Origin of the sequence: Oleispirillum naphthae (genome assembly GCA_027864655.1) — a bacterium.
GTDB lineage: Bacteria > Pseudomonadota > Alphaproteobacteria > Rhodospirillales > Rhodospirillaceae > Oleispirillum > Oleispirillum naphthae.
The window spans coordinates 158,925-180,602 of sequence record JAQAZG010000004.1; the positions used below are offsets into that span (position 1 = coordinate 158,925).

Genomic DNA, 21,678 nt, shown 5'->3' on the forward strand with positions numbered 1-21,678 from the left:
GAGGGCTATCCTTGTGCGAGGGGCTGCGGATTCTTGGGGAACTGCCGGTCGGGCGGCGTGGCGGAGAAGATCACGCAGAAGGCATCCGCAGCCGAGGCAAGGACGGTGCCCCAGCGTAGCCGATTCCGCACACCTATACGATTGAGAATTCCCACCCCCGAAAGCCCGTAGCCGAAGCCGTCGGCGCGGGACAGATGGAATGCGCGGCCGATCGCCTCGACCTCGCCGGGGACGTATTCGTGAAAATGCTGGGGGTCGCAAAGTTGCGGCTCCAGCCCCTTCAGCCGCCGGATGCGGTTCGACAGACGCAGGCGATTGGGGGTGAAAATCACCAGCCGGCCGCCGGGGCGCAGTACCTTCAAGGCGGCGGCGAAATAGGCCTTCGGGTCGGCAAGGTGCTCGAATACTTGCCAGCTCACCACCATGTCGAAGGTCTCCCCCGCGAGGTCGCGCAGGTCGGCGACCTTCCGCCTTACCTTGGGGTGGGGGTAATGGGTTTCGGCGGCCTCGATGCTCTTGGCGGAATAATCGATGCCCAGCACCTCGCGGACGAAGGGGTATTCCGCCATTTCCCGGTCGTGAAAGCCGCAGCCGCAGCCGATGTCGAGGATGGTTTTCGGCTGGACGCGTTGGAACAGGGCGGCGATTTCGTAGCGCCGCGTCGTGTCCCAGTCGTCCGAACGGTAACTCTCCCAGTCTTCGGAGATCAGGGCGTCGAAGAACTCCCTCTGGTCCTCGACATAGCTCTGAAAGCGGTCCTGCACGGGCATCGGGTCATCCGTTTTTTGAGGATGGGGCAATCTTCTCGCAGACCAGGAGGTGGCGGAAGGCGAAATTGCGCAGCAGCGGCAGCGAGCAGAGCCATTCGTCGAGCATCCGCCCGCGGATGCGGGCCGCCATCGGTTTCTTCCACGCCGGGTGCAGCAGCGGCCACATCCAGCGCGGCTTTCCTGCCCACAGGGGGAGAAGCTGGAAGCGCCGGTGCTCGACGACGCGCAGGCGGTTCTTTTCGCACAGGCGCAGCATCTCGGCGATGGTGATGTGGAAGGTCGGCGGCAGTTCGGTGTAGGCGCGCACGCAGACGGAATTGAGCGACCGCGAATTCCCGAGGTCGAGAATGCAGCGGCCGCCGGGCCGTAGCACGCGGCCGATTTCGCAAAACGTCCGTTCGATGTCGGGGATGAAATAAAGCGCCGATAGCGAATAGAGGGTGGCGACGGAGGCATCGGGCAGCGGCAGGGCGGCGGCGTCGCCGACCGTAAAGCGCAAATGCGCGCGGCCGCAGCGCGCGGCCTGCTCCCGCGCTTCGCGGATGAAGGGGCGGCTGAAATCGATGCCGATGCCCTCGTCCGTGCAGTCGGCGAAGACGAACAGGTGTTCGCCGGTGGCGCAGCAGAGATCGAGCAAGGGACCAGGCCGGAGGTGATGGCGGATGGTGGAGAGTTTGTCCTCCAGCAGCCGGTCGGCATATTCCCGCTTCGCCTCGTCTGGCCTGCGGCAGATGGTTTCCGTCTTGTAGATATCCCCGGACTCGTAGGCGGAGCGTATGTCGTTCTTAACGTCGGCGACGGTTTTCGGCGGTGTGTCGTTGCGCCCGGTCATCGGAGGATGCCCTCGCACAGGATGCGCTTGAGGCGAGAAGCCGCGCGGCGAGGGAGACTGCGGCGCACGGGCGGCGCTTCCGGCTGGGGAAACGTGGCTTGAACCTGGAACATGCGGTGCGGGGTGCCGCCGAACTTGGTCTTGAAGGTGGTGAGGCCGCGCTGTTTGGCGTCCGTCGCGTTGGGGAAGATCGCGCCGCAATCGTACCAGCGCAGGCCTGCCGCCCGCGCGCCGAGGATCGCCCCCCAGAACAGCAGGTAGCTTGCGCCGGTCTGGTTGGCGCCATCCTCCGAACAGCCGGTATGATAGTAAGCGCCCTCGCCGAACCAGGCGGAGTTGTGACAGGCGACGATGCTGCCCGAGGGGTCGCGCACGCCCCACAGCACCGAATTGCCCGAGGCGGCGGTGACCGCTGCGATGCCTGCGAAATAGGAGCGGGGATGCGGCGGCACGCCGGTCCGCCGATAGGTGGCGCAGTGCAGGCCGTAGTAATGGTCGAGGCTCTCCGCCCAGTCCAGACGCTCGACGGAATATCCGTGTTTCCGGGCGCGGTGGATCATGCGGTGCGTGAGGGTCGAAAGGTCCGCCCACAGGCGGTCTTCCGGCTGTGCCAGGTCGATCACCTGCGACAGGCCCGAGACATCGTCGAGGCCATGAAAGACGAAGGGGTTGACCCCCCATGGCGCGTTGATAGAGGAGCGGGTGACCGGTGACAGGGTGAAGTCGAAGGCGTCCGCGCCGCACTGCCGCGCGCGGTCGAGGCAATGCCCGATGGCGGCCTCGAGAATGCGGTCGCGCGCGGCCGGGCTCAACGAACCGTCGAGCACCGGGCCGCTGCCGCTCCAGCCGGAGGAGGAAACGCGGCGGTTGTTGGGGTTGAACTGCAACGGCACCACGGCGACCAGGCGGCCGTTCTCGCGCAGGCCGAAGCTCATCTCTTGCAGTGACCATCTCTCGACCGTCAGGATCAGGTCCTGCCAGCCGAAGAGCGAGAACACCCAGCCGTCCGGGGAGCCGTGGACCAGCCCATCCCACTCCGCAGCGGAAATCTCCGCGCGGGAAATGGGATGCAAGGCGTTGCTTCCGGCCCTATCGCCCATCGTTCCGCTCCAGCCAAAGCCCCAGCATTAGGCCCGTAGACATTGCACCCGCACCCGCCGGATACCGCACCCCGGCGCGCTTGTCGCGCACGAAATCCTGCCAGGCGGCGCGGTAGACGGCCTCCGGCAGTCCGGCCGCGGCGATGCGGGCGAGCAGCCGTTCGTAGAGAGAGAGGAGGCCGGGGTCATCGGCGAGGGTTCGGTCGTAACGTAGGTTGGAGGCCATCCCCTTTTTCGTCGCCCATGCCACCTCGTCGGGAACATAGCGGCTATAGTAGCGTTTGAGGAGCATCTTGTTGCCGCGGGCGTCGGCGGGGTCGCCGATCTTGAAGCGGGTGGGCAGGCGCGCCGCGAATTCGACCATGCGATGGTCGAAGAACGGCGAGCGCACCTCCACCTGTTCGGCCAGTCCGGCGATGTCGGGGACGCGGAAGTTGGCGTCCATGGTGTAGTGGCGCAGCGACATGTAGGTGTAGAGGTCGGCGCGCGAGGCGACGTTGGCGGCGACGATGCCGTCGCGGACCGCCGCCGCCCCGGCCTCGGGGTCGTCCTCGCCGGGGTGCTGGCCGAGGTACGCCCGCAGGTAGTCGATCTGGTAATCCGCCAGTTCGCGCGTCCGGGCGGAACGGGGCAGAATCCGCCGCAGCAGGCGGCGCCGGCCGTTCCGGGGTTCCGGCGCCGCCAGTTCCTGGTTGCCGGTATAGCCGAGGAACAGTTCGTCCGCGCCGTTGCCGGAGAGCGCCACCGTGGCCGCCGGACGGATCGCCGCATAGAGGCGGCGGGAATAGCCGATCGAGATGTGGCGGCAGGGCTGATCGACCGTGGCGAGGGCATCGCGCAGCGACGGGATGAGATCGACGTGGTAGTCGAACTGCCGGTGGCGCCACTCCAGGCCGAGGTGCCGGGCGACCCGCTCGGCGATGAGCGTTTCTTCGCTCGGGTCTTCCGCGGTGTGGTAGTCGATGGTCCAGCAGGAGAGGGACCGTTGCAGGCGGTGGCGGCAGACCGCGGCGATGATGCCGGAATCGACGCCGCCGGAGAAGGTGAGCGCCACCGGCACGTCGGCGCGCAGGCGGATCGCCGTGGCGTCGGTGATCAGCGCCTCGAACTCGTCGGTCGCTTCGTCCAGGGTGCCGGTGAACTTCCGGGAAAAATCCAGCCGCCAATAGGTTTCGATGCGCGGCACGCGGTCGCCCGCAAGCTCGACCGTGGCGTGGGTGGCGGGCGGCAGGCAGCGCCCCTGGCGGAAGGCGGTGCGCCCGGGCAGGAAGTCGCCGATCGCCGCATAGGCGTCGAGATCGAGGCGCGACATTTCCTCCGTCCAGCCGGGCAGGGCGCGGAAGGCATCCAGGCTGGAGGCGAAATGGAAAACGCCGTTCAGGCCGGTCCAGTAGAGCGGCTTCTTGCCCAGGCGGTCGCGCGCCAGAAACAGGCGGCGCTCCGCCTTGTCCCATATGGCGAAGGCGAACATGCCGTTGAGGTCGCGGCAGACCTTCTCCCCCTTGAGCTTGAAGCCCTCGAGGATCACCTCGGTGTCGCTGTCGGTGGAAAAGCGCGCGCCGCGGGCTCCGTATTCCTTGCGGAGTTCCAGGTAGTTGTAGATCTCGCCGTTGAACACGATGACGAAGCGGCCTTCGTGGTCGCTCATCGGTTGTCCGCCGCCCGCGATGTCGAGGATGCTCAGGCGGGAATGGAACAGGGCGGCCTCGCCCGGCGCGGTCCACGCGCCCTCGTCGTCGCGCCCGCGATAGCGGATGGCGCCGCGCATCGCCGCTTCCAGGGCGGATGGGTCGCCCCTGCTCGCTCCCACGTATCCCGCGATGCCGCACATCTCAGGAATGTCTCCCATGCCGTAGTGAAGGTCAAGCTAAGGACAGGCCTGGGTTAAGCAGTATGCCCTCTCTCGGCAGGACCATGAGGCGAATCTGCGGCGGTGTAGAAATTTGGAACTTTTCGTCCCCAGACGCCGAGGCGCCATGTGCTGATCCCGAGAACGGCGATGGAATTGGCCTGTAGTGTTGGAAAAATCTCGTGCTCAGACCACGTGTCGCACCAGTTGTTTACGTATCCATCGTAATGATTGATCAGCCTGTAGCCGTATTCATCATAGTCCACGGACGGGAACAGGGACGATATCCAGCGAAAACCGCGCTTTCTTGATAAGTTAAATATATAGTCGGACGTGAAGAATTTTATTATCTTTAAGGTCTTTTCATGACTTATTTTTCTAAACAAGTGTATCCAGAACATGGCAAAACGCAGCTTATTCTTGAATTTATGGAAATTCGCCAGCGACAACACGTTGCCCCGCCCGTCTTCCACCGCATCGTATGCGCAGGGTTCGGAACAATATATCCAGACGTTTATCTCTCCGAAGGGTTTGACACGTTTGCAGACTTCGTTCAGGGCGCGCAGCGTGTTGCCGGTGTGCATCAAAACGCCGAGGGAATACACGTAATCGAATTTCTCTTCCCGGAACGGCATGGAAAATACGTTGCCCTGGACGATCAGGATATCTTTCGCATGGTCTCCGTAGCGTTCCAGGACGATCTTCCTGAAGATATCGACGCCGTGCGTCAGATCCAGCGCCACGATCTTTCTTGCGCCGCTTTCGATCAGGGATTTGACGGCGTATTGGCCGATGCCGCAGCCGACATCGAGGACAAGCCTGCCTTTCATATGGCGGAAGGCCTTTCCCTCGTGGGAATTACGATCGTAGATATCATGAATGGCGTAGGCTTTATCGTTGCGGTCGATTATTCGATAATTGTATCCGACGCCTTTGTCGAAATGCGTCCACTTAAAATCCCAGCTTTTATTGTATTCCGTGTCGCCGACGAATCTGGGTATGCCGTTCGTGATCCTGTAGGTCCTGCTGTCCGTGCCGATGGTTCCTTCTATGATCTCGCCGTCATCGGCCCTTTGCTCGACAGAAAGAATCCGAAGCTCTTCCATGGTTTCGGGGCAAGACAACAGATCGATGTCGATTTCATACATTAAGATCCCATCCTGTCGCTGGCCAAAAAGATCTGGCTCGGGTTCACTCGGGCACGAACATCTTCGGCATTGTGCTTCGTATGGTGTCTTCCAGGCGCGCCACGCACGCGGCGTCGAGTTCGTCCTTGTACCCTTTGATGCGGCCTTTCCGCACGAGGAAGGCATTCGGATCGTCTCGCGGCCCGTCGCCGAAGGCGTTGAATCCGGACGACTTGTAGACCAAGCGCGTGCCCGACGTCTCCACCGCCTTGAGGTTGTCGAAGGAGGCGAAGTCCACCGCGTCGGCGAGCGCCGTTTCGTCGAGGGGAATGCCGAGGAAGGCGAGCAGGCGGCGCATCTGCCCCGCCGGGTCGGTGCGCACGTCCTCGTACCGCCAGAGCAGGAAATCTGCGGTCTCGCCATGATGCTCGGCCCAGATTTCATGGAAGCGGATCAGCTTTTCCAGGCCGTACACCGGGTCGGCGATGAAGTCGGCAAGATCCCCCGGATAGGGGCTGGCGGCCACCTTGAACCTCGCCTGCATGAAGGCGGAAACCAAGGTGTCGAGCGGGTGGCGGGTGAGGAAGACGACGCGCCTGCCGCGGAAGGGGGCGACGACGTTTTCGGCGCTCAGGTCACGGGCGCGTTGGGTTTTCCAGGTCAGGGGGTGATGGGTGAACTCTCCCAATGGACCGGCGTATCCGGCGGCGCGCATCTCGGCCATTTCCACCGGGTCGAACAGCGGCATTTCCACCAGATCGTAGACCGACCGCACGTAGCGGCCGAACATGATCCGGGTCCAGGTGTTGCCGGTCTTGGGGTACCCTACGGCATGGAAATCCGGCCGGAGTTCCGGGGCCGCGGTTCTCGGTTTCCTCCCCATCAGGCGTTCCAGCAGGCCGATCATGCCGCCCCCGTGTCCTTGTCGCAGAGTCGCCAGGCCGAGCGGTGCGCCGCCCCCTGGAAGGAGTCGAGGCCGATGCCCTTCACATATTCGCCCAGCTCGACGCGGATCGGGATGGCGTTGGGCACGCAATCCAGGGAAACCATCGCCGCGCGGGTTCCGCCGTAGCTGCCGAAATCCAGCATCAGGCGGTAGGCGCCCTCCCCCAGACGCAGGTCGTCGGTGCGGCATTCGACGACGCCGTTTGCCGGAATGCGCAGGTCACCGCCCTGATGGGTGCTGTGCAGGGTGGCCACGCGCTCGGCGAACTCGTTCTGCACCAGGACGGAGAAATAGGGGTTGGCGACGGTGGCGCCTTCATAGGCGATGCGCACCAGCATGCCGCCGCCGGTGCGGAAGCGGTTGGTCGGCGTGCCGTCCGGCGCATGCGTGGAGGCCCGCCGTAGCACGTGCTTGCCGTGGGTCATGCGCGGCGCGGCGGCGAGGTCGTGGGCGGCGGCGTTCATGTCGGGCGCGTCGTCGTAGTGATGGACGCGGCGCAGGTAGGCGGTCACCGTGTCCTTGGCGGTGCCGCGGAAAACGCACCGCCCGCCGTCGAGAATGATCCCCGAGGTGCACAGCGAGGCGACGGAACGGGCGTTGTGGCTGACGTAGAGGATGGTGCGCCCTTCTTCGGCGAGTTTTTCGATGTTTTTCTGGCTCTTTTCGCGGAAGGAGACGTCGCCCACCGCCATCACCTCGTCGAGGATCAGGATGTCGGAACGCAGCATCGAAGCCACGGCGTAGGCCAGGCGCACGTACATGCCGCTGGAATAGCGTTTGACGGGAACGTCGATGAACGTCTCGATGCCCGAAAAATCGACGATCTCGTCGAACTTGGCGCGGATCTCCGCCTGCCCGATGCCGAGCAGCGCGCCCGACATGAAGACGTTCTCGCGTCCGGTCATGTCGGGGTGGAAGCCTGTTCCCACCTCGAGCAGCGAGGCGATCTTGCCGCGCAGCACCGCGCGCCCGGCGGTCGGCGGGGTGACGCCGGAGAGAATCTTCAGGAGCGTGCTCTTCCCGGAGCCGTTCTTTCCGACGATGCCCAGCACATCGCCCGGCCGGACCTCCAGGTCCAGATCCCGCAGCGCCCAGAAATAATCGTTTTCATCGCGCCCGGCGAAGGGCAGGAACTCTTTCAGGTGGGCGCGCAGGCGGCTGCCGTCGCGGCGCGGTATCAGGTACCGCTTGCCCAGGCCCTCGATGGCGATGGCGGCGCGTTCACTGGACATCGACGGCCATTCTTTCGTAGAGCGAGAACACCGAAAGCCCGCCGAGCAGCAGCAGCAGCGAAACCCCGCCCGACAGGAACAGCGCCGGGGAGAGCGCGACTTCCTTGCCCAGCAGCGCCCAGCGCGAGAACTCGACCACCCAGAGCATCGGGTTGAGGTCGTAGATCGGGCGGAAGCGGTCCGGCACCAGGGAGGCGCTGTAGACGATCGGCGTGGCGTACATCCCCGCCTGCAGGCAGAGGCCGAGGATCGGGCGGATATCGCGGAACTTCACCAGGAAGGCGGCGAACCACAACCCAACCGCCAGCGCCAGCAGCGCGGAAAACGCCAGGATCAGCGGCAGCGCCAGCATCCGCGGGGTGGGCGGATAGCCGTAGGCGAAGGCCAGCAGCAACAGGATCGCCATCATCAGAAGGCCGTCGAACAGTTCGCGCGCCACCGCCGCGACGGGCAGGATCAGGCGGGGGAAATAGACCTTCGAGATCAGCCCCATGTTGTCGAGCAGGCAGCCCGCCACCGCCAGGGTGGCGCGGCTGAACACAAGCCAGGCGGCCATGCCGGCGAAGGCGAACACCGGATAGGGGTAGCCCTCGGTATCGACCTTGAGCAGCAGGCCGAAGATCACCGTCATCATCAGCAGCAGGCCGAGAGGCTCCATCGCCGCCCACAGGGTGCCGAGCAGCATCTGTCGGTAGCGGGCGGAAATCTGGCGGCGGGAGAAGATCAGCAGCAACTCGCGGCTGCGCCATGTCCCGGCCAGGCCGAGGCCGAAGCGCACCGAGGGTTCGATGACGGTGACGGGTCCGTCGTCCGGGCGGTCTTCCGTCATCGCAGCGCCGTTCCCGGATTGGCGTCGATCCAGGCCTGAGCCATCAGCACGTTCCACAGCGGGTATCCCCAGTTCTCGCCATTCAGATGCGCGCGCCACCGCTCGCGGACCGGTGCGGCGGCGAACACACCTTGAGTCTTCAGCCGCTCTTCATCAAGCAGATTTTCCGCCCAGTCGCGCAAGGGGCCGCGCAGCCACGCGGCGAGGGGGATGCCGAAGCCCATCTTCGGACGGTCGATCAGGGTGCTCGGCACCCGCTTGTCGAGGATCTGCCGCAGCGCCCACTTGCTTTCGCCACCGCGGCGTTTCATCCGCTGCGGCAGCCGCCAGGAGAATTCGACGACGCGGTGGTCGAGCAGCGGCACCCTTGCCTCCAGCGCCACGCTCATGCTGGCGCGGTCCACCTTGGTGAGGATGTCGTCGGGCAGGTAGGTGGCGGTGTCGAGGAACTGCATGCGGTCGAGGAAGTCCGGGATGGTGCGCGCCACCGAGGCGTCCCACAGCACCCCCTTCGGCTCGTGCCCGCCGGGGACGAGGGCGTCGGGTTCCGGCCAGTGGCTGAGCATGCGGCGGTAGAGCGCGTCCGGCCCGTCGTCGAGCACGGCGCGCGCCGCGGCGTGCAGGCGATGGCCGAGGCGCGGGCGGCGCAGCGCGGCGCCCGCGAGGTCGAGCAGGCCCTCCGGCGCGGCAAGCAGCGCCCGCGCGCCCAACCGCCGTGCCGGGCGGGGCAGGGCCGCGGCCTGCGCCCATCGCTCCAGGGCCAGGGGGTAACGGCCGTACCCGGCGAACAACTCGTCGCCGCCGTCGCCGGAGAGCACGACGCTGACGTGCCGCCGCGTCAGGGCGCAGACCAGGGCGGTGGGAATCTGCGAGGAATCTGCGAACGGCTCGTCGTACCAGAGGGGCAGATCGTCAACCAGTTTCAGGGCGTCGCCGGGTTCGACGTAGAGTTCGGTGTGGCGGGTGGCGAGGTGGCGGGCGATCTCCCGCGCGAAGGGGGCTTCGTCGAACCCCTTCTCCCGGAAGCCGATGGAGAAGGTGTTGATCGGCTGGGCGCTGTTCTCGGTCATCAGGGCGGTGACCAGAGAGGAGTCGATGCCGCCCGAGAGCAGCGCCCCCAGCGGCACGTCGGAGACCATGCGCCGCTTCACCGCATCGCCGAGCAGGGCGTCGAGTTCGGCGAGGAGGTCTTCGTCGCTGCCGCGTGCCGGGTCGGCGAGGCCGCCCTCGACCACGGCGCGCAGGTCCCAGAAGGGGGAGATGCGCGGCACCCCGTCCGCGCCGAGGCGGAGGAGGCAGCCCGGCGGCAGCTTGTGCACGCCGCGATAGATGCTGTGCGGCGCGGGGATGTAGTTGTGGCGCAGGAAGGCCGACAGGGCGTCGCGGTCGAGTTCCGGCGTCCACCCGGCGCAGGCGCGCAGGGCCTTGAGTTCCGAACCGAACATCAGGACGCCGTCGAACACCCCCCAGTAGAGAGGCTTGATTCCCATCCGGTCGCGCGCCAGCACGATCTCGCGGCGTTGGCGGTCGAACAGGGCGAAGGCGAACATGCCGATCATCTCGGGAAGGACGGCTTCTATCCCCCATTCGGCGCAGGCCTCGACGATCACCTCGGTGTCCGAGGTGCCGCGCATGCGGCGGCCGCGGCCTTCCAGGCGGCGGGCGATTTCGAGGTGGGAATAGACCTCGCCGTTATAGGCGATCGCCATGCGGCCGCAGGAGGAGAGCATCGGCTGGCAGCCGGTCGGCGACAGGTCGCGGATCGCCAGCCGCCGATGCCCCAGGGCGATGCCCGCCGCCGCATCGACCCAGGTGCCGCGGGAATCCGGCCCGCGGTGCGCCAGGGTGTCGGTCATCGCGTCGGCGGTTCGTTGCAACTCGCCGTCGGCGCGGGCCGCTGCAAAGCGGTAGAGACCGGCTATTCCACACATGTCTTTGGCGCCTTCTCTGGGCATGCGCCGGGGCGGGACCGGCGCCGTTCTCAGAAAAGACCCTTTTCCATCATCGCGGTCAAGCGGCGGGAGAAGGCGGCGGCGTCGGCGACGGGTTCGCCCTCGACGATGCGGGCCTGGTCGAGCAGCAGCCAGGCGGCATCGGCGATGTCCGCGCCGTCGGCGGCGCGGCGGGCGAGCGCGGCGATCACCGGGTGGCCGGGGTTGATCTCCAGCACCCGGGCGGCATGCGCGCCGGTGCGGTTGTGCGCCTTGAGCAGGCGCTCCAGGTGCAGCGAGACGCCCGCGTCGCCCGAGACCAGGCACACCGGGCTGCTGGTCAGGCGGCTGGAGGGCTTGACCTCCGTCACCTCGTCGCCGAGGGCGGTTTTCATCATCGTGGCGAGCGCCGCGATATCGGCCCTGGGCTTGTCGTCTTCCGGCTTTTCCGCCTCCGGCGCGGTTTCGTCCGCGGCGGCGCCCTTGATCCTGGCGAGGTCCGCGCCCGCACCGCCGACGGAGGCGAATTTGCGGTCCTTGTAGGGCGGCGCCATGGCGGTCCAGAACTCGTCGATGGCGTCGGTGAGCAGCAGGACGTTCACCCCCTTGGCGGTGAAGCCCTCGATCTGCGGGTTGGCCTTGAGCGCCTCTGCCGAATCGCCGGTGAGGTAGTAGATGTGCTCCTGCCCTTCGGGCATCTCCGCCAGGTAGTCGGCGAGGCCGATCCAGCCGTCCTTGAGCGACGACTGGAAGCGGCAGAGGTCGAGCAGGGTGGCGCGGCGCTCGAAGTCCTCGTAGATGCCTTCCTTCAGCACCGCGCCGAAGGCCTCCCAGAACTCGGCGTATTTTTCTTTGTCTTCCGCCGTCTTGCCGATCTCGGCGAGCACGCGGGAGACCAGGCCGCGGCCGATCTTGCGGACCAGCGGGTTGTCCTGCAGGGTTTCGCGGCTGACGTTCAAGGGCAGGTCCGGGGTGTCCACCACGCCCTTGAGGAAGCGCAGGTAGGAGGGCACCAGCCCTTCGCAGTCGTCGGTGATGAAGACGCGGCGCACGTAGAGCTTGAGGCGCTGCTTGCGGTCCGGATCGAACAGGTCGAAGGGCCGCTCGGTGGGCACGAACACCAGGCCGGAGTATTCGATCGCGCCCTCGGCGTGCATGTGCACGGTGAGCCACGGGTCGTCGAAGGCGTGGCCGACGTGGTGGTAGAACTCGGCGTACTGTTCCGGCGTGACCTCGCACTTCGGGCGGGCCCACAGGGCGGAGGCGGTGTTGACCGTTTCCTCCTTTTCGCCGTCGGCCAGCACCACCGGCAGGTCGATGTGGTCGGAGTAGGTCTTGACGATGCGGCGCAGCGCCTCGGGCTTCAGGTACTCCTTGGCGTCGTCCTTGAGGGTGAGGACGATGCGGGTGCCGCGCGGCGCGCCGTCGAAGGGCTCCACGGTGAAGTCGCCCGCGCCGTCGGAGGACCACTTCCAGCCTTCCGTCTCGCCCGCCTTGCGGCTGATCACGTCCACGCGGTCGGCGACCATGAAGGCGGAATAGAAGCCGACGCCGAACTGCCCGATCAGGGAGAGCGCCTTCTTCGCGTCGGGCTTGCCGTTCTGCGCGGCGAGCGCCTCGGCGAAGCGCCGGGTGCCGGAATGCGCGATGGTGCCGAGGTTCTCGATCAGCTCCGCGCGGTTCATGCCGATGCCGTTGTCGGCGATGGTGAGCAGCCCGGCGGCCTCATCGGAGACCAGGCGCACCTTGAAGGCGGCGTCGCCCTCGGCGAGCGCGGGTTCGGTGATCGCGGCATAGCGCAACCGGTCGCAGGCGTCGGAAGCGTTGGAGATCAACTCGCGCAGGAAGATGTCCTTCTGCGAATAAAGCGCGTGGACCACGATGTCCAAGAGCTTCGAAACTTCCGCTTGGAAATGCAGGGTTTCCACGGTCATGGCGTGGGTCGCTCCAAATGATTTGCCGGAAATATCCGTGAGCCATGTAGGGAATCGCCGACGCTCCTGTCAATGGCCGGGTGCGCGGGGCGGAGTGCATAAAACCAAAACGTTCCGAAGGGAGCCCCCTCGCAAAGTTTTTGTTTTCCGGCGGGAACCCCGTGTTTTGCCCTGGACAACGCTGCGTGCACCCCGCAGTCTCCGGGGTCATGGCGAACATCCAATCCTCCCGGGCGCGGGTCGCCGCGATTCTGGGGCCCACCAACACCGGCAAGACGCACTATGCCATCGACCGGCTGATGGCGCATGCCTCGGGCATGATCGGCTTTCCCCTGCGCCTCTTGGCGCGGGAGAACTACGACCGCGTGGTGCGGGTGCGCGGCGCGGCGCAGGTGGCGCTGGTCACCGGCGAGGAGAAGATCATCCCGCCGAATCCGCGGTATTTCATCTGCACCGTGGAGGCGATGCCGCTCGACCGCGTGGTGGATTTTCTCGCGGTGGACGAGATCCAGATGTGCGCCGATGCGGAGCGCGGCCATGTCTTCACCGACCGGCTGCTGCATGCGCGGGGGGTGCACGAGACGCTGTTTCTCGGCTCCGACACCATGCGCGGGGTGATTTCCCGCCTGGTGCCGGGGATCGAGGTGCAGACCCGGCCGCGCCTGTCCCGGTTGTCCTTCGCCGGGTCGAAGAAGCTCGCGCGTCTGCCGCGGCGCACCGCGGTGGTGGCGTTTTCCGCCGCCGACGTCTACGCCATCGCCGACATGGTGCGCCGCCACAGGGGCGGCGCGGCGGTGGTTCTGGGGGCGCTCAGCCCGCGCACCCGCAACGCCCAGGTGGAGATGTACCAGTCCGGCGAGGTGGACTTCCTGGTCGCCACCGACGCCATCGGCATGGGCCTGAACATGGACATCGACCACGTCGCCTTCGCCCAGACGGTGAAGTTCGACGGCGACGCGCCGCGGCGCCTCTCGGCGGCGGAGATCGGCCAGATCGCCGGGCGCGCCGGGCGCGCGATGAACGACGGCACCTTCGGCACCACGGCGGATGCGCCGCCGTTCGACGCCGAGACGGTGGAGCGCGTCGAGTCTCACGAGTTCCGCGCGGTGCGGGCGCTGTTCTGGCGCAGCCGGGTGCTGAAGTTCCAGTCGGTGGAGTCGCTGCTGAAGAGTCTCCTGGTGTCGCCGCCCGGGGCGGATTTTTTGCGGGCGCGGCGCGCCGACGACGTGGCGGCGCTGGAGTCGCTCGCCCGCATGCCCGAGGTGGCGGCGCGCGCGGCGCACCCGGACCGGGTGCGCCTGCTGTGGGATATCTGCCAGATTCCCGACTTCCAGAAGATCATGCCGGAGGCGCACGCGCGGCTGCTGCGCCGCCTCTTCCTCTACCTCACCGGCGACGACGGGGTGATCCCCGACGCCTTCCTTTCGCGGCACCTTGCGCGGATCGACCGCACCGACGGCGACATCGTGCATTTGTCGCAGAGAATCGCCCAGATTCGGGTGTGGACCACGGTGGCGAACCATGCCGCGTGGGTTTCCGATACGAATCATTGGCGGGAATGCACAAGATTGATTGAAGACCGCCTATCGGATGCGCTACATGACCGTCTGACGCAAAAGTTCGTGGACCGGCGCACCGCCATCCTCCTCAGTCGTTTAAAGGGGCAGAACACGTTGGAAGCAACCGTCACGCCGAACGGGGACGTTCATATCGAAGGCCAGCGTGTTGGCCGCATCGAGGGGTTGGGTTTCATCGCGGAGTTGGGTGAAGCCTCGGATCAGGCCGAGAAGGTCGTCGCCATCGCCGCCTCCAAGGCGTTGCGGGGCGAGATCGCGGCGCGCGCCCAGGCTTTGTCGGTGGCGCCGGATGCGACGTTCTCGCTCGCGCCGGACGGCGGCATCGCCTGGCACGGCACGCCGGTGGCGCGCCTGTTCGCCGGGGCCTCGCGGCTGAAACCCCGTGTCGAGGTCCTGCCCAACGAGCTTCTCGACGACGTCCTGGCCGGGATGGTGCATACCCGCATCCAGGGATGGATCGACGCGCAGGTGAAGACGGTGCTGCGCCCCCTCGTCACCCTGTCGGAAGCGGAGCTGCCCGGCCTTTCCCGCGGCATCGCCTTCCGCCTCGTCGAGGCGGGCGGCACGCTGCGGCGCGGCGCGCTGGGCGGCGATCTCGCGCACCTCAGCGACGACGACCGCAAGGCGATGGGCAAGCTCGGTGTGCGTTTCGGCGTGGAGACGGTGTATCTGCCCGACATGCTGAAGCCCGCGGCGCAGCGCCTGCTGCTCGTCCTCACCGCGATCGACCGCAAGGTGGAGGACCCCGCCGCCTTCGTCGGGGCGCATTCGCCGCTGACGCCGGGCCAGGTGTCGTTCCCGCTCGCCGAGGGGGTGGCCGCCGAGTGGGTGGAACTGCAGGGCTACCGCGTGTTCGACCGCCGCGCCGCGCGCGTCGATATGCTGGAGCGCTTCGCCGCCGAGGTCCGCCGCTTCCTGCGCGACGAGGCGCTGACCACCAAGGTGGACAGCGCGCCCGCCAAGCTCAAGGCGGAGGACGAAGCCCCCGCCGAGACGCCCGCCGCCGAAGCGGCCGCCGAAGCCCCCGCCGAAACGCCCGCCGCCGAAGCGGCCGCCGAAGCCCCCGCCGAGGCCCCCGACGCCGCGCCCGCCGAAGCGTCGGCGGCGCCTGCCGCCGAGACGGAACCGGAGAAGCCCGCCGCGCCGCAGGGCGCGAAGATTCTGCCGCCCGCCTTGATGTCGCTCTTGGGCGTCGGGGCGGAAGACACCATGGCCATCCTGCGCACCCTGGGCTACCGCGTCACCGACGCGCAGGAAGGCCTGGCGGTGCAGCCGAAGAAGAACCCGAAGAAGGCGTTTCCCGGCCGCCGCCCACCGGCCGCGGCGGAAGGCCAGCCCCGCCCCGAGGGGGCCCCGCCGCGCGAGCGCGGCCCGCGCCCGGAGCGCGGCGACCGCCCGGAGCGCGGCCCCCGGCCCGACCGTCCCGAGCGCGGCGACCGCCCGCGCGGTCCGCGGCCCGAGGGCAAGGGTCCGCGCCCGGACAAGGGGCCGCGTCCCGCCGAGGCGGCCAAGCCCGCCCGCCGCTTCGAGGTGGATCCCGATTCGCCGTTCGCGGTGCTGAAGAACTGGGGAAAGACCAAGCCGGAGTCGTGATGGCCGAAACCAGCGAAGCGCCGCGCCTGGACAAGTGGCTGTGGTTCGCGCGATTCGCCAAGACCCGCAGCCAGGCGCAGACGCTCTGCGCCTCGGGCCATGTGCGGGTGAACGGCGAGGCGGTGCGCCGCGGCCACCGGATGGTGCGCCTGGGCGATTCCATCGAGGTTCTGCTGGGGACGGTGCGCCGCGAGGTGACGGTGGCCGCCTTCGGCTCCCGCCGCGGTCCCGCGCCGGAGGCGCAGGCGCTTTACGTCGAGATCACGCCGCCGCGCCGCCTCGGCCCCGCCGAGGATCGCCCCGCTGCCGCCAGGCCGCGCGGCAGCGGCCGTCCGACGAAGCGGGAACGCCGCTTGACGGACGCGCTGATCGACCCATTTATCGAGTGACGCCAAGGCGTTCCCCTCTCCGGTGAGGGGCGCGGCGCCGCATCCGCGATCGAAAGGAGAGTTCCTGCCATGCCCTATGTCGTCACCGACGCATGCATCAAGTGCAAGTTCATGGACTGCGTCGAGGTCTGCCCGGTGGACTGCTTCTACGAGGGCGAGAACATGCTGGTGATCAATCCCAGCGAGTGCATCGATTGCGGCGTGTGCGAGCCGGAATGCCCCGCCGAGGCGATCTTCCCCGACAGCGAGGACGTCGCCGCCAAGTGGTTGCCGGTCAACCGCGAGTATGCGGAGCAATGGCCGAACATCACATCCAAGGGCACCCCGCCCGCCGATGCCGACGACTGGAAAGGCAAGCCCGGCAAGGCCGACCTGATGAGCGCCAAGCCCGCGCCGCGCTGAGGCGGCGGGCCGCGCGCCCACCTTGGGCGCATCCGTCTCGAAACCTTCACTTTTTCGCGGTAGCGCGTGAAACCCGGGATTTCCGGTGGTTTTTGGCCGCCGGTCATGCTATATCATGGGGGTTGCGTCGCGGCGACTTCCACCCCAGCACCGGAAGTCCGGACGCGAATTTTTTTAATACCGACAGCTGGACTCGCCCACGGTTGGATCGCTTCTGATCGTGAGGAGGGGGCTTCGTGTCGGGGATGGCGGATGCCGAGGCGCGGCAATCCGCCGTTGGGCCACGATGGCGTGGGGGCGATTCCGACCGCCCCGGCGCGCAAGACGGGATAGAGAGACGAAATGTCCAAGGAACAGTTCAAGACGGGCGATCACGTGGTGTACCCGACGCACGGCGTCGGGGCGGTCCTTGCGGTCGAGACGCAGCGCATCGGCGGGATGGAGCTGGAGCTGATCGTCATCGCCTTCGAACAGGACCGCATGACCCTGAAGGTGCCGGTGATGAAGGCGCAGCAGGCCGGCCTGCGCAAGCTCTCCAACAAGAAGATCATGCAGACCGCGCTCACCACGCTCAGGGGCCGCGCCACGGTGCGCCGCGCCATGTGGTCGCGCCGCGCGCAGGAATACGAGGCGAAGATCAATTCCGGCGATCCGGTGTCGATCGCCGAGGTGGTGCGCGACCTGCACCGCAACGCCCGCAATGCCGAACAGTCCTACAGCGAGCGGCAGATCTATGAGCAGGCGCTGGAGCGCCTGGCGCACGAGGTCGCCGCGGTCGAACAGATCGGCCATGCCGAGGCGACCCGCCGTCTGGAAACCCTGCTGGAAGCGGCCTGAACCCGCCTTCCTTGCCGCAGTTTGCCGAAAACCCCCGCGACACGCGTTGTCGCGGGGGTTTTTGCGGTGTAAAACCAATCAGGTGACTGCACATGAGGGCGGGAATGGGACAGGCGGAGGTGTGGCGCACGTTCGTCGAACCCGGGCGGACCTGGGTGGTAGGCGCGGTGCACGGCGAGGCGGAGCGCCTGCGGCGGGTGCATGAGGAGCTCGGCCGCCAGTACCGCCCCGGCGACCGCCTGGTCTATGCCGGAAACCTCATGGGCTACGGCCCCGACGTCATCGGCGCCTTGAACGAGGTCCTGCTCTTCCGCCGCGCCCTGATGGCGCGCTGCGACGCCGACCCCAACGACATCGTCCTCCTGCGCGGCGCGCAGGAGGAAATGTGGCGCAAGCTCCTGCAACTCCACTTCGCCCCCGATCCGGCCAACGTGCTCGACTGGATGCTCGGCCGCGGCATGCGCGCCAGCCTTTCCGCCTATGGCCTGTCCGCCGAGGCGGCGCTGGACGCCGCGCGCGACGGCCGCACCGCGCTTTCCCGCTGGACCGGCCACGCCGCCGACAGCATGGACGACCACGACGGCCACCGCTCGCTGATGGCGCACCTCCTCCATGCCGCGGTGGTCGCCGACAACTCGCTGCTCGTCGTCAACGCCGGGTTCGACCGCGGCGTCTCGCTGGACAAGCAGCTCGACAGCTTCTGGTGGGGCGGCGCCGACTTCGACACCCTGACGCCGGAAGCCTCGGGCTACCGCCTGGTGGTGCGCGGCGCCACCCACGGCAACCCCGGCGTCCGCTTCGGCCGCCATACCGCCACCCTGGACGGCGGCGCGGGCCGCGGCGGCGGCATCTGCGCTGCCCTGTTCGGCCCGGAAGGCAGCACCGTTCAGGTGGTCGAGGCGTAGAGCTAAAACCTCACGAGGGGTCTTAGACCCCTCGCGCTCCCCATAACTTTTAAGTTTTGCGCGTAGCGCCATAGAACCATCGCGCGGTGTGACGGTCGATGACCGCTGCGCGGCGAAAAACCAGTCATGGGGTCTGGGGCCCAAGGCCCCAGTGGGGTCCAGGGGCAAGGCCCCTGACCTGGTTTTTAGTTTTCCGCCGCCGGGGCGGCGGCGCGCACCGGGGCGAAGCGGCCGTAGTGCAGGGCGTAGCGCAGGGCGACGTAGGAGACCACGGCGGTGGCGACGGCAAGTTCCAGGGTTCCCCAGTGGCGGATCGCGGCGACGGTGTCGGCGGCGTGGCCGTGGCGTTCCAGGAAGGCGGCGGTCTTGAAGCTCGCCGTGGCGGCGATCACGGTGGGGAAGGTGAAGGCCGCGTAGCCGGGGGAGAACGGCAGGCGCAGCAGTTCCCAGAAGGCGATGTAGACGACGAGCGCCATCAGCGCGCCGATGCCCAGCAGCACGATGACGAGCAGCAGGTTCGGTTCCGCCGGGAAGGTGAGGTATCCGGCGAGGCAGAGGTTGGGCGGCGCGGCGAGGATGGCGATGGTGGGCTTGGCGGGCGCGGGCACCTCGGCGGCGAAGATCAGGCGGTGCAGCATCAGCGGCAGCATCACCGCGTAGGAGGCGATGCCGAACCACAGGAGCGCCTCGGAGACCGGCAGGAACGCCGGGTCGGGGGTGGAGAGCACCGCGACCACCGGGCCGATCGGCGGCACGAACCAGCTCGGCACCATGTGGTGCAGGCGCGGCTCGCGGACGCGGTGCAGGGTGAACAGCGCGAGGAAGCAGAGGTGCGCGGCGATCGCGGCGAGCCACAGGGCGCTCGCCGCGCCGTGCGAGACCTTGCCGAGGCTGACGCTGACCACCATCGAGGCCATCGCCATGGTCGGGACCACCGAGCCGACCACCGGGTGGGCGAGTTCGGTGAAGAGGGTGCGCGGGTTGAGAATGAATTTCAGCGTCAGCAGCGCCGCGATGGTGACGGCGACCAGCGCGCCCGCGGTCCGGATCGCGCCGCCGCTCGGCATCTGGGTTTCCCACGCCCAGGAAAGGCTGGCGATGCCGAGGGCGAGGCCCCCGGCGGGGGAGGGAAAGGCGTCGAGGCGGGTCTTGAGCGGCATCGCGGGCGGTCTCCGGCGTGCGAGGGGGCGTCCGCAAAACCTAGGGACTCGCAGGCGGAAATTGAAACTAAACATATTCGACGATATGTTTAATCGAAATGAACGTATCCGCGATCACGGTGAAGCAGCTCCGGGTTTTCGATGCGGTGGCGCGGCATGGGTCGCTCACCCGCGCCGCTTTGGGGCTGTTCGTCACCAAGGCGGCGGTCTCGGTGGCGCTGCGCGAGTTGGAGAACCAGCTCGGCAGCCCCTTGTTCGACCGCCGCAACAACCGCCTGATCCTCAACGCCTGCGGCGCGCAGTTGCGGCCGCTCGCCGACGACGTTTTGCAGCGCCTCGCCACCATCGAGGGGCTGTTCTCGGGGGAGAGCGTCGGCGGGCGGCTGCGCATCGGCGCGAGCGTGACCATCGGCAACCACCTGCTGCCGCGGCTGCTCGGCGGTTTTCTCCGCGAAGTGGAGATGCCGCGGCCGGAGGTGATCATCGCCAACACCGCGCAGCTCTGCCGGATGATCGAGGGCTTCGATCTCGACGCCGCCTTCGTCGAAGGCGGCACCCACGGCGCGGCGCTGGCCGTCGAGCCGTTGTGGCGCGACCGCCTGCGGGTGATCGCCGCGCCCGGACATGCGCTCGCCGACGGGCGGGCGCACGCGCTTGCCGAGCTTGGGGGCGGCACCTGGATTCTGCGGGAGGCGTCCTCCGGCACGCGGGAGCAGTTCATGCTGCGGCTGGAAGGCGCGCTGCCGGGCTGGACGCTCGGCCTGGAGTTCAACACCAACGAGGCGATCGTCAACGCGGTGGCCGCCGGGCTGGGCCTCGGCTTCCTCTCCGAACTGGCGATCGCGGACGCGCTGGCGGCGGGGCGCATCGCGGCGGTGGCGCTCGCCGAGGAATACGGGCGCAGCCTCGACCTGGTGGTGGCGCCGGGGAAATATCAGAGCCCGCTGCTCGCCCGGTTTCTCGAATTCTGCCGCGGCTGGTCGCCTCTCGGCGGGGCTGCCGCCCCGCGCCCCGCCCGGAGGGACTCGGTCCCTCCGGACCTCCCGTAACTTGCGCGCAGCGCCATAGAGCCATCACGCGGCGTGACGGTCGATGGCCGCTTACGCGGCGAAAAACCGGTTATGGGGTGCGCGAGGGGTCCAAGACCCCTCGCAAAGTGTTGCCTAGAGCCGGATGGCGAAGTTGGCCGCCTGGGTGTCGCGGAAGAACGCCTGCACCCCTTCCAGGGAATAGCCGGTCAGGTCCTTGCCCAGCATCGGCAGCTTGTCGAGGATATCCGGCGGCACGGTGATGATGTGGCAGCCGATGTCGTTGGCCTGCACGATGTGCAAGAGGCCGCGGGTGCTCGCCCAGATCACCTTGGCCTGGGGCAGGGGGGCGAGGATGGCGAGGGTTTCGCGCATCAGCGGCAGCGGGTCCACCCCGGTGTCGGCGACGCGCCCGGCGAACACCGAGACGATGGCCGGGGTGTCCGGGCACAGGCACTCGGCCACCGCGCGCACCTGCTCGGTGGTGAAGACCACGGTGACGTTGATGAAGATGCCGTCGGCGGAGAGGCGCTTGATGATCGGGCCGGTGAGCTCGCCCTTGCTGTTGGTCACCGGAATCTTGACGTTGACGTTCGGTCCCCAGGTGGCGATGGCGCGGGCCTCGGCCTCCATGGTGGGGAGGTCGTCGGCGATCACCTCCACCGCGACGGCGTGGCCGGGCACGGCGGCCAGAACCTTGCGGGCATAGGCCTCGTAGTCGGCGGCGCCGGACTTGCGCATCAGCGAGGGATTGGTGGTGAACCCCTTGATCAGCGGGTTCTTCGAAAAGCGGACGATGCTGTCGAAGTCGGCGCTGTCAACGAACAGCGCGACCTGGAGCGCCTTCGGGTCTGTCATCTGGCGAAATCCTGGGTTCTGTGGGTCCGTTAGTGCTGTAGACCAATCCCGGGATTCGATCAAGGGCGCGCGCCCGGAAAAAGGCTTTCCGGCCTAGGCGGCGAGGCGTTTTTGCGCGTTGGCGACCACCGCCTTGAGCGCGGAAAGGTCGATGCCGTCACGGCGCAGCATGGCGTGCAGGACGGGGTCGCCGTAGAGTTCGGCGAGGCTGGGTTCGCGCAGGTCCATGAAGGCGGAAGCGCGGGAAGAGCTGCCCGGGGACGGCGGGTTTGCGGTCTGCATCGGCTGGGTCCTCCTCCTGTCGCGGGTGGGCGGTTCGGGCCTGGTCTTGCGGCCTACCCTGAATCATCTGGGTCAGACCGGCTGTGATGTCCATCAT

At 67.5% G+C, this 21,678-nt stretch carries 19 protein-coding genes; 6 read left to right on the forward strand and 13 right to left on the reverse strand.

Annotated features, from left to right (window positions below; all coding sequences use genetic code 11):
• Positions 1-5 precede the first annotated feature (5 nt).
• Genes O7R11_RS06535 through htpG form a run of 10 tightly spaced genes read right to left on the reverse strand, consistent with a single transcriptional unit; the run spans position 6 to position 12,550 of the window.
• Positions 6-770, reverse strand: a complete 765-nt coding sequence (locus tag O7R11_RS06535; protein ID WP_337996696.1) for a class I SAM-dependent methyltransferase — start codon at positions 768-770, stop codon at positions 6-8.
• A 4-nt stretch (positions 771-774) separates the two neighbouring features.
• Positions 775-1,602 carry a class I SAM-dependent methyltransferase gene (locus O7R11_RS06540; protein WP_337996697.1) on the reverse strand — a complete coding sequence of 276 codons (828 nt, stop codon included), beginning with the start codon at positions 1,600-1,602 and terminating at the stop codon, positions 775-777.
• Positions 1,599-2,675: a lipid II:glycine glycyltransferase FemX gene (locus O7R11_RS06545; RefSeq protein WP_337996698.1), complete on the reverse strand. Its 1,077-nt coding sequence runs from the start codon at positions 2,673-2,675 to the stop codon at positions 1,599-1,601. Before O7R11_RS06545 ends, O7R11_RS06540 begins: the two co-directional genes overlap by 4 nt.
• 16 nt (positions 2,676-2,691) lie before the next feature.
• On the reverse strand, positions 2,692-4,551 hold the full coding sequence (asnB, locus tag O7R11_RS06550) for an asparagine synthase (glutamine-hydrolyzing) (protein WP_337996699.1): 1,860 nt from the start codon (positions 4,549-4,551) through the stop codon (positions 2,692-2,694).
• A 35-nt stretch (positions 4,552-4,586) separates the two neighbouring features.
• The gene (locus O7R11_RS06555; protein WP_337996700.1) at positions 4,587-5,699 is read right to left on the reverse strand and encodes a class I SAM-dependent methyltransferase; all 1,113 of its coding nucleotides are present in this window, start codon (positions 5,697-5,699) and stop codon (positions 4,587-4,589) included.
• Positions 5,700-5,742: 43 nt separating this feature from the next.
• Positions 5,743-6,585 (reverse strand): sulfotransferase domain-containing protein, encoded by an 843-nt coding sequence (locus O7R11_RS06560; protein WP_337996701.1) that lies wholly within the window; start codon positions 6,583-6,585, stop codon positions 5,743-5,745.
• Positions 6,582-7,856: an ABC transporter ATP-binding protein gene (locus tag O7R11_RS06565; protein WP_337996702.1), complete on the reverse strand. Its 1,275-nt coding sequence runs from the start codon at positions 7,854-7,856 to the stop codon at positions 6,582-6,584. The genes O7R11_RS06560 and O7R11_RS06565 overlap by 4 nt, the downstream gene beginning before the upstream one ends.
• Positions 7,846-8,685, reverse strand: coding sequence for an ABC transporter permease (locus O7R11_RS06570; protein ID WP_337996703.1), 840 nt, complete (start codon positions 8,683-8,685; stop codon positions 7,846-7,848). The genes O7R11_RS06565 and O7R11_RS06570 overlap by 11 nt, the downstream gene beginning before the upstream one ends.
• A complete protein-coding gene (gene asnB / locus O7R11_RS06575) occupies positions 8,682-10,616 on the reverse strand; it encodes an asparagine synthase (glutamine-hydrolyzing) (RefSeq protein WP_337996704.1) in 1,935 nt (644 codons plus the stop codon). Before asnB (O7R11_RS06575) ends, O7R11_RS06570 begins: the two co-directional genes overlap by 4 nt.
• Before the next feature lie 50 nt (positions 10,617-10,666).
• Positions 10,667-12,550: a molecular chaperone HtpG gene (gene htpG / locus O7R11_RS06580; RefSeq protein ID WP_337996705.1), complete on the reverse strand. Its 1,884-nt coding sequence runs from the start codon at positions 12,548-12,550 to the stop codon at positions 10,667-10,669.
• A gap of 209 nt (positions 12,551-12,759) precedes the next feature.
• Between htpG and O7R11_RS06585 the strand changes: the two genes are divergently transcribed.
• The 5 genes from O7R11_RS06585 to O7R11_RS06605 all read left to right on the forward strand — a co-directional run bounded on the left by O7R11_RS06585 (position 12,760) and on the right by O7R11_RS06605 (position 18,253).
• A complete protein-coding gene (locus O7R11_RS06585) occupies positions 12,760-15,720 on the forward strand; it encodes a helicase-related protein (RefSeq protein ID WP_337996706.1) in 2,961 nt (986 codons plus the stop codon).
• On the forward strand, positions 15,720-16,109 hold the full coding sequence (locus O7R11_RS06590) for an RNA-binding S4 domain-containing protein (RefSeq protein ID WP_337996707.1): 390 nt from the start codon (positions 15,720-15,722) through the stop codon (positions 16,107-16,109). The genes O7R11_RS06585 and O7R11_RS06590 overlap by 1 nt, the downstream gene beginning before the upstream one ends.
• Positions 16,110-16,178: 69 nt before the next feature.
• Positions 16,179-16,511, forward strand: coding sequence for a ferredoxin FdxA (gene fdxA, locus O7R11_RS06595; protein ID WP_337996708.1), 333 nt, complete (start codon positions 16,179-16,181; stop codon positions 16,509-16,511).
• A 342-nt stretch (positions 16,512-16,853) separates the two neighbouring features.
• Complete coding sequence (locus tag O7R11_RS06600) at positions 16,854-17,348, forward strand: CarD family transcriptional regulator (RefSeq protein WP_337996709.1); 495 nt, start codon at positions 16,854-16,856, stop codon at positions 17,346-17,348.
• A gap of 92 nt (positions 17,349-17,440) precedes the next feature.
• Positions 17,441-18,253: a metallophosphoesterase family protein gene (locus O7R11_RS06605; protein ID WP_337996710.1), complete on the forward strand. Its 813-nt coding sequence runs from the start codon at positions 17,441-17,443 to the stop codon at positions 18,251-18,253.
• A 185-nt stretch (positions 18,254-18,438) separates the two neighbouring features.
• Here the strand turns inward: O7R11_RS06605 and O7R11_RS06610 are convergent, their stop codons facing one another.
• Complete coding sequence (locus O7R11_RS06610; RefSeq protein WP_337996711.1) at positions 18,439-19,413, reverse strand: TDT family transporter; 975 nt, start codon at positions 19,411-19,413, stop codon at positions 18,439-18,441.
• Positions 19,414-19,511: 98 nt separating this feature from the next.
• On the opposite strand from O7R11_RS06610, the gene O7R11_RS06615 reads away from it, so the two are divergent.
• Positions 19,512-20,462 carry a LysR substrate-binding domain-containing protein gene (locus O7R11_RS06615; protein WP_337996712.1) on the forward strand — a complete coding sequence of 317 codons (951 nt, stop codon included), beginning with the start codon at positions 19,512-19,514 and terminating at the stop codon, positions 20,460-20,462.
• Between the two features lie 114 nt (positions 20,463-20,576).
• Here the strand turns inward: O7R11_RS06615 and O7R11_RS06620 are convergent, their stop codons facing one another.
• Both O7R11_RS06620 and O7R11_RS06625 read right to left on the reverse strand, forming a co-directional pair.
• Entirely contained in the window at positions 20,577-21,299 is a 723-nt protein-coding gene (locus O7R11_RS06620) for a transaldolase (protein WP_337996713.1), read from the reverse strand.
• A 93-nt stretch (positions 21,300-21,392) separates the two neighbouring features.
• Positions 21,393-21,581: a hypothetical protein gene (locus tag O7R11_RS06625; RefSeq protein WP_337996714.1), complete on the reverse strand. Its 189-nt coding sequence runs from the start codon at positions 21,579-21,581 to the stop codon at positions 21,393-21,395.
• Positions 21,582-21,678: the final 97 nt, after the last annotated feature.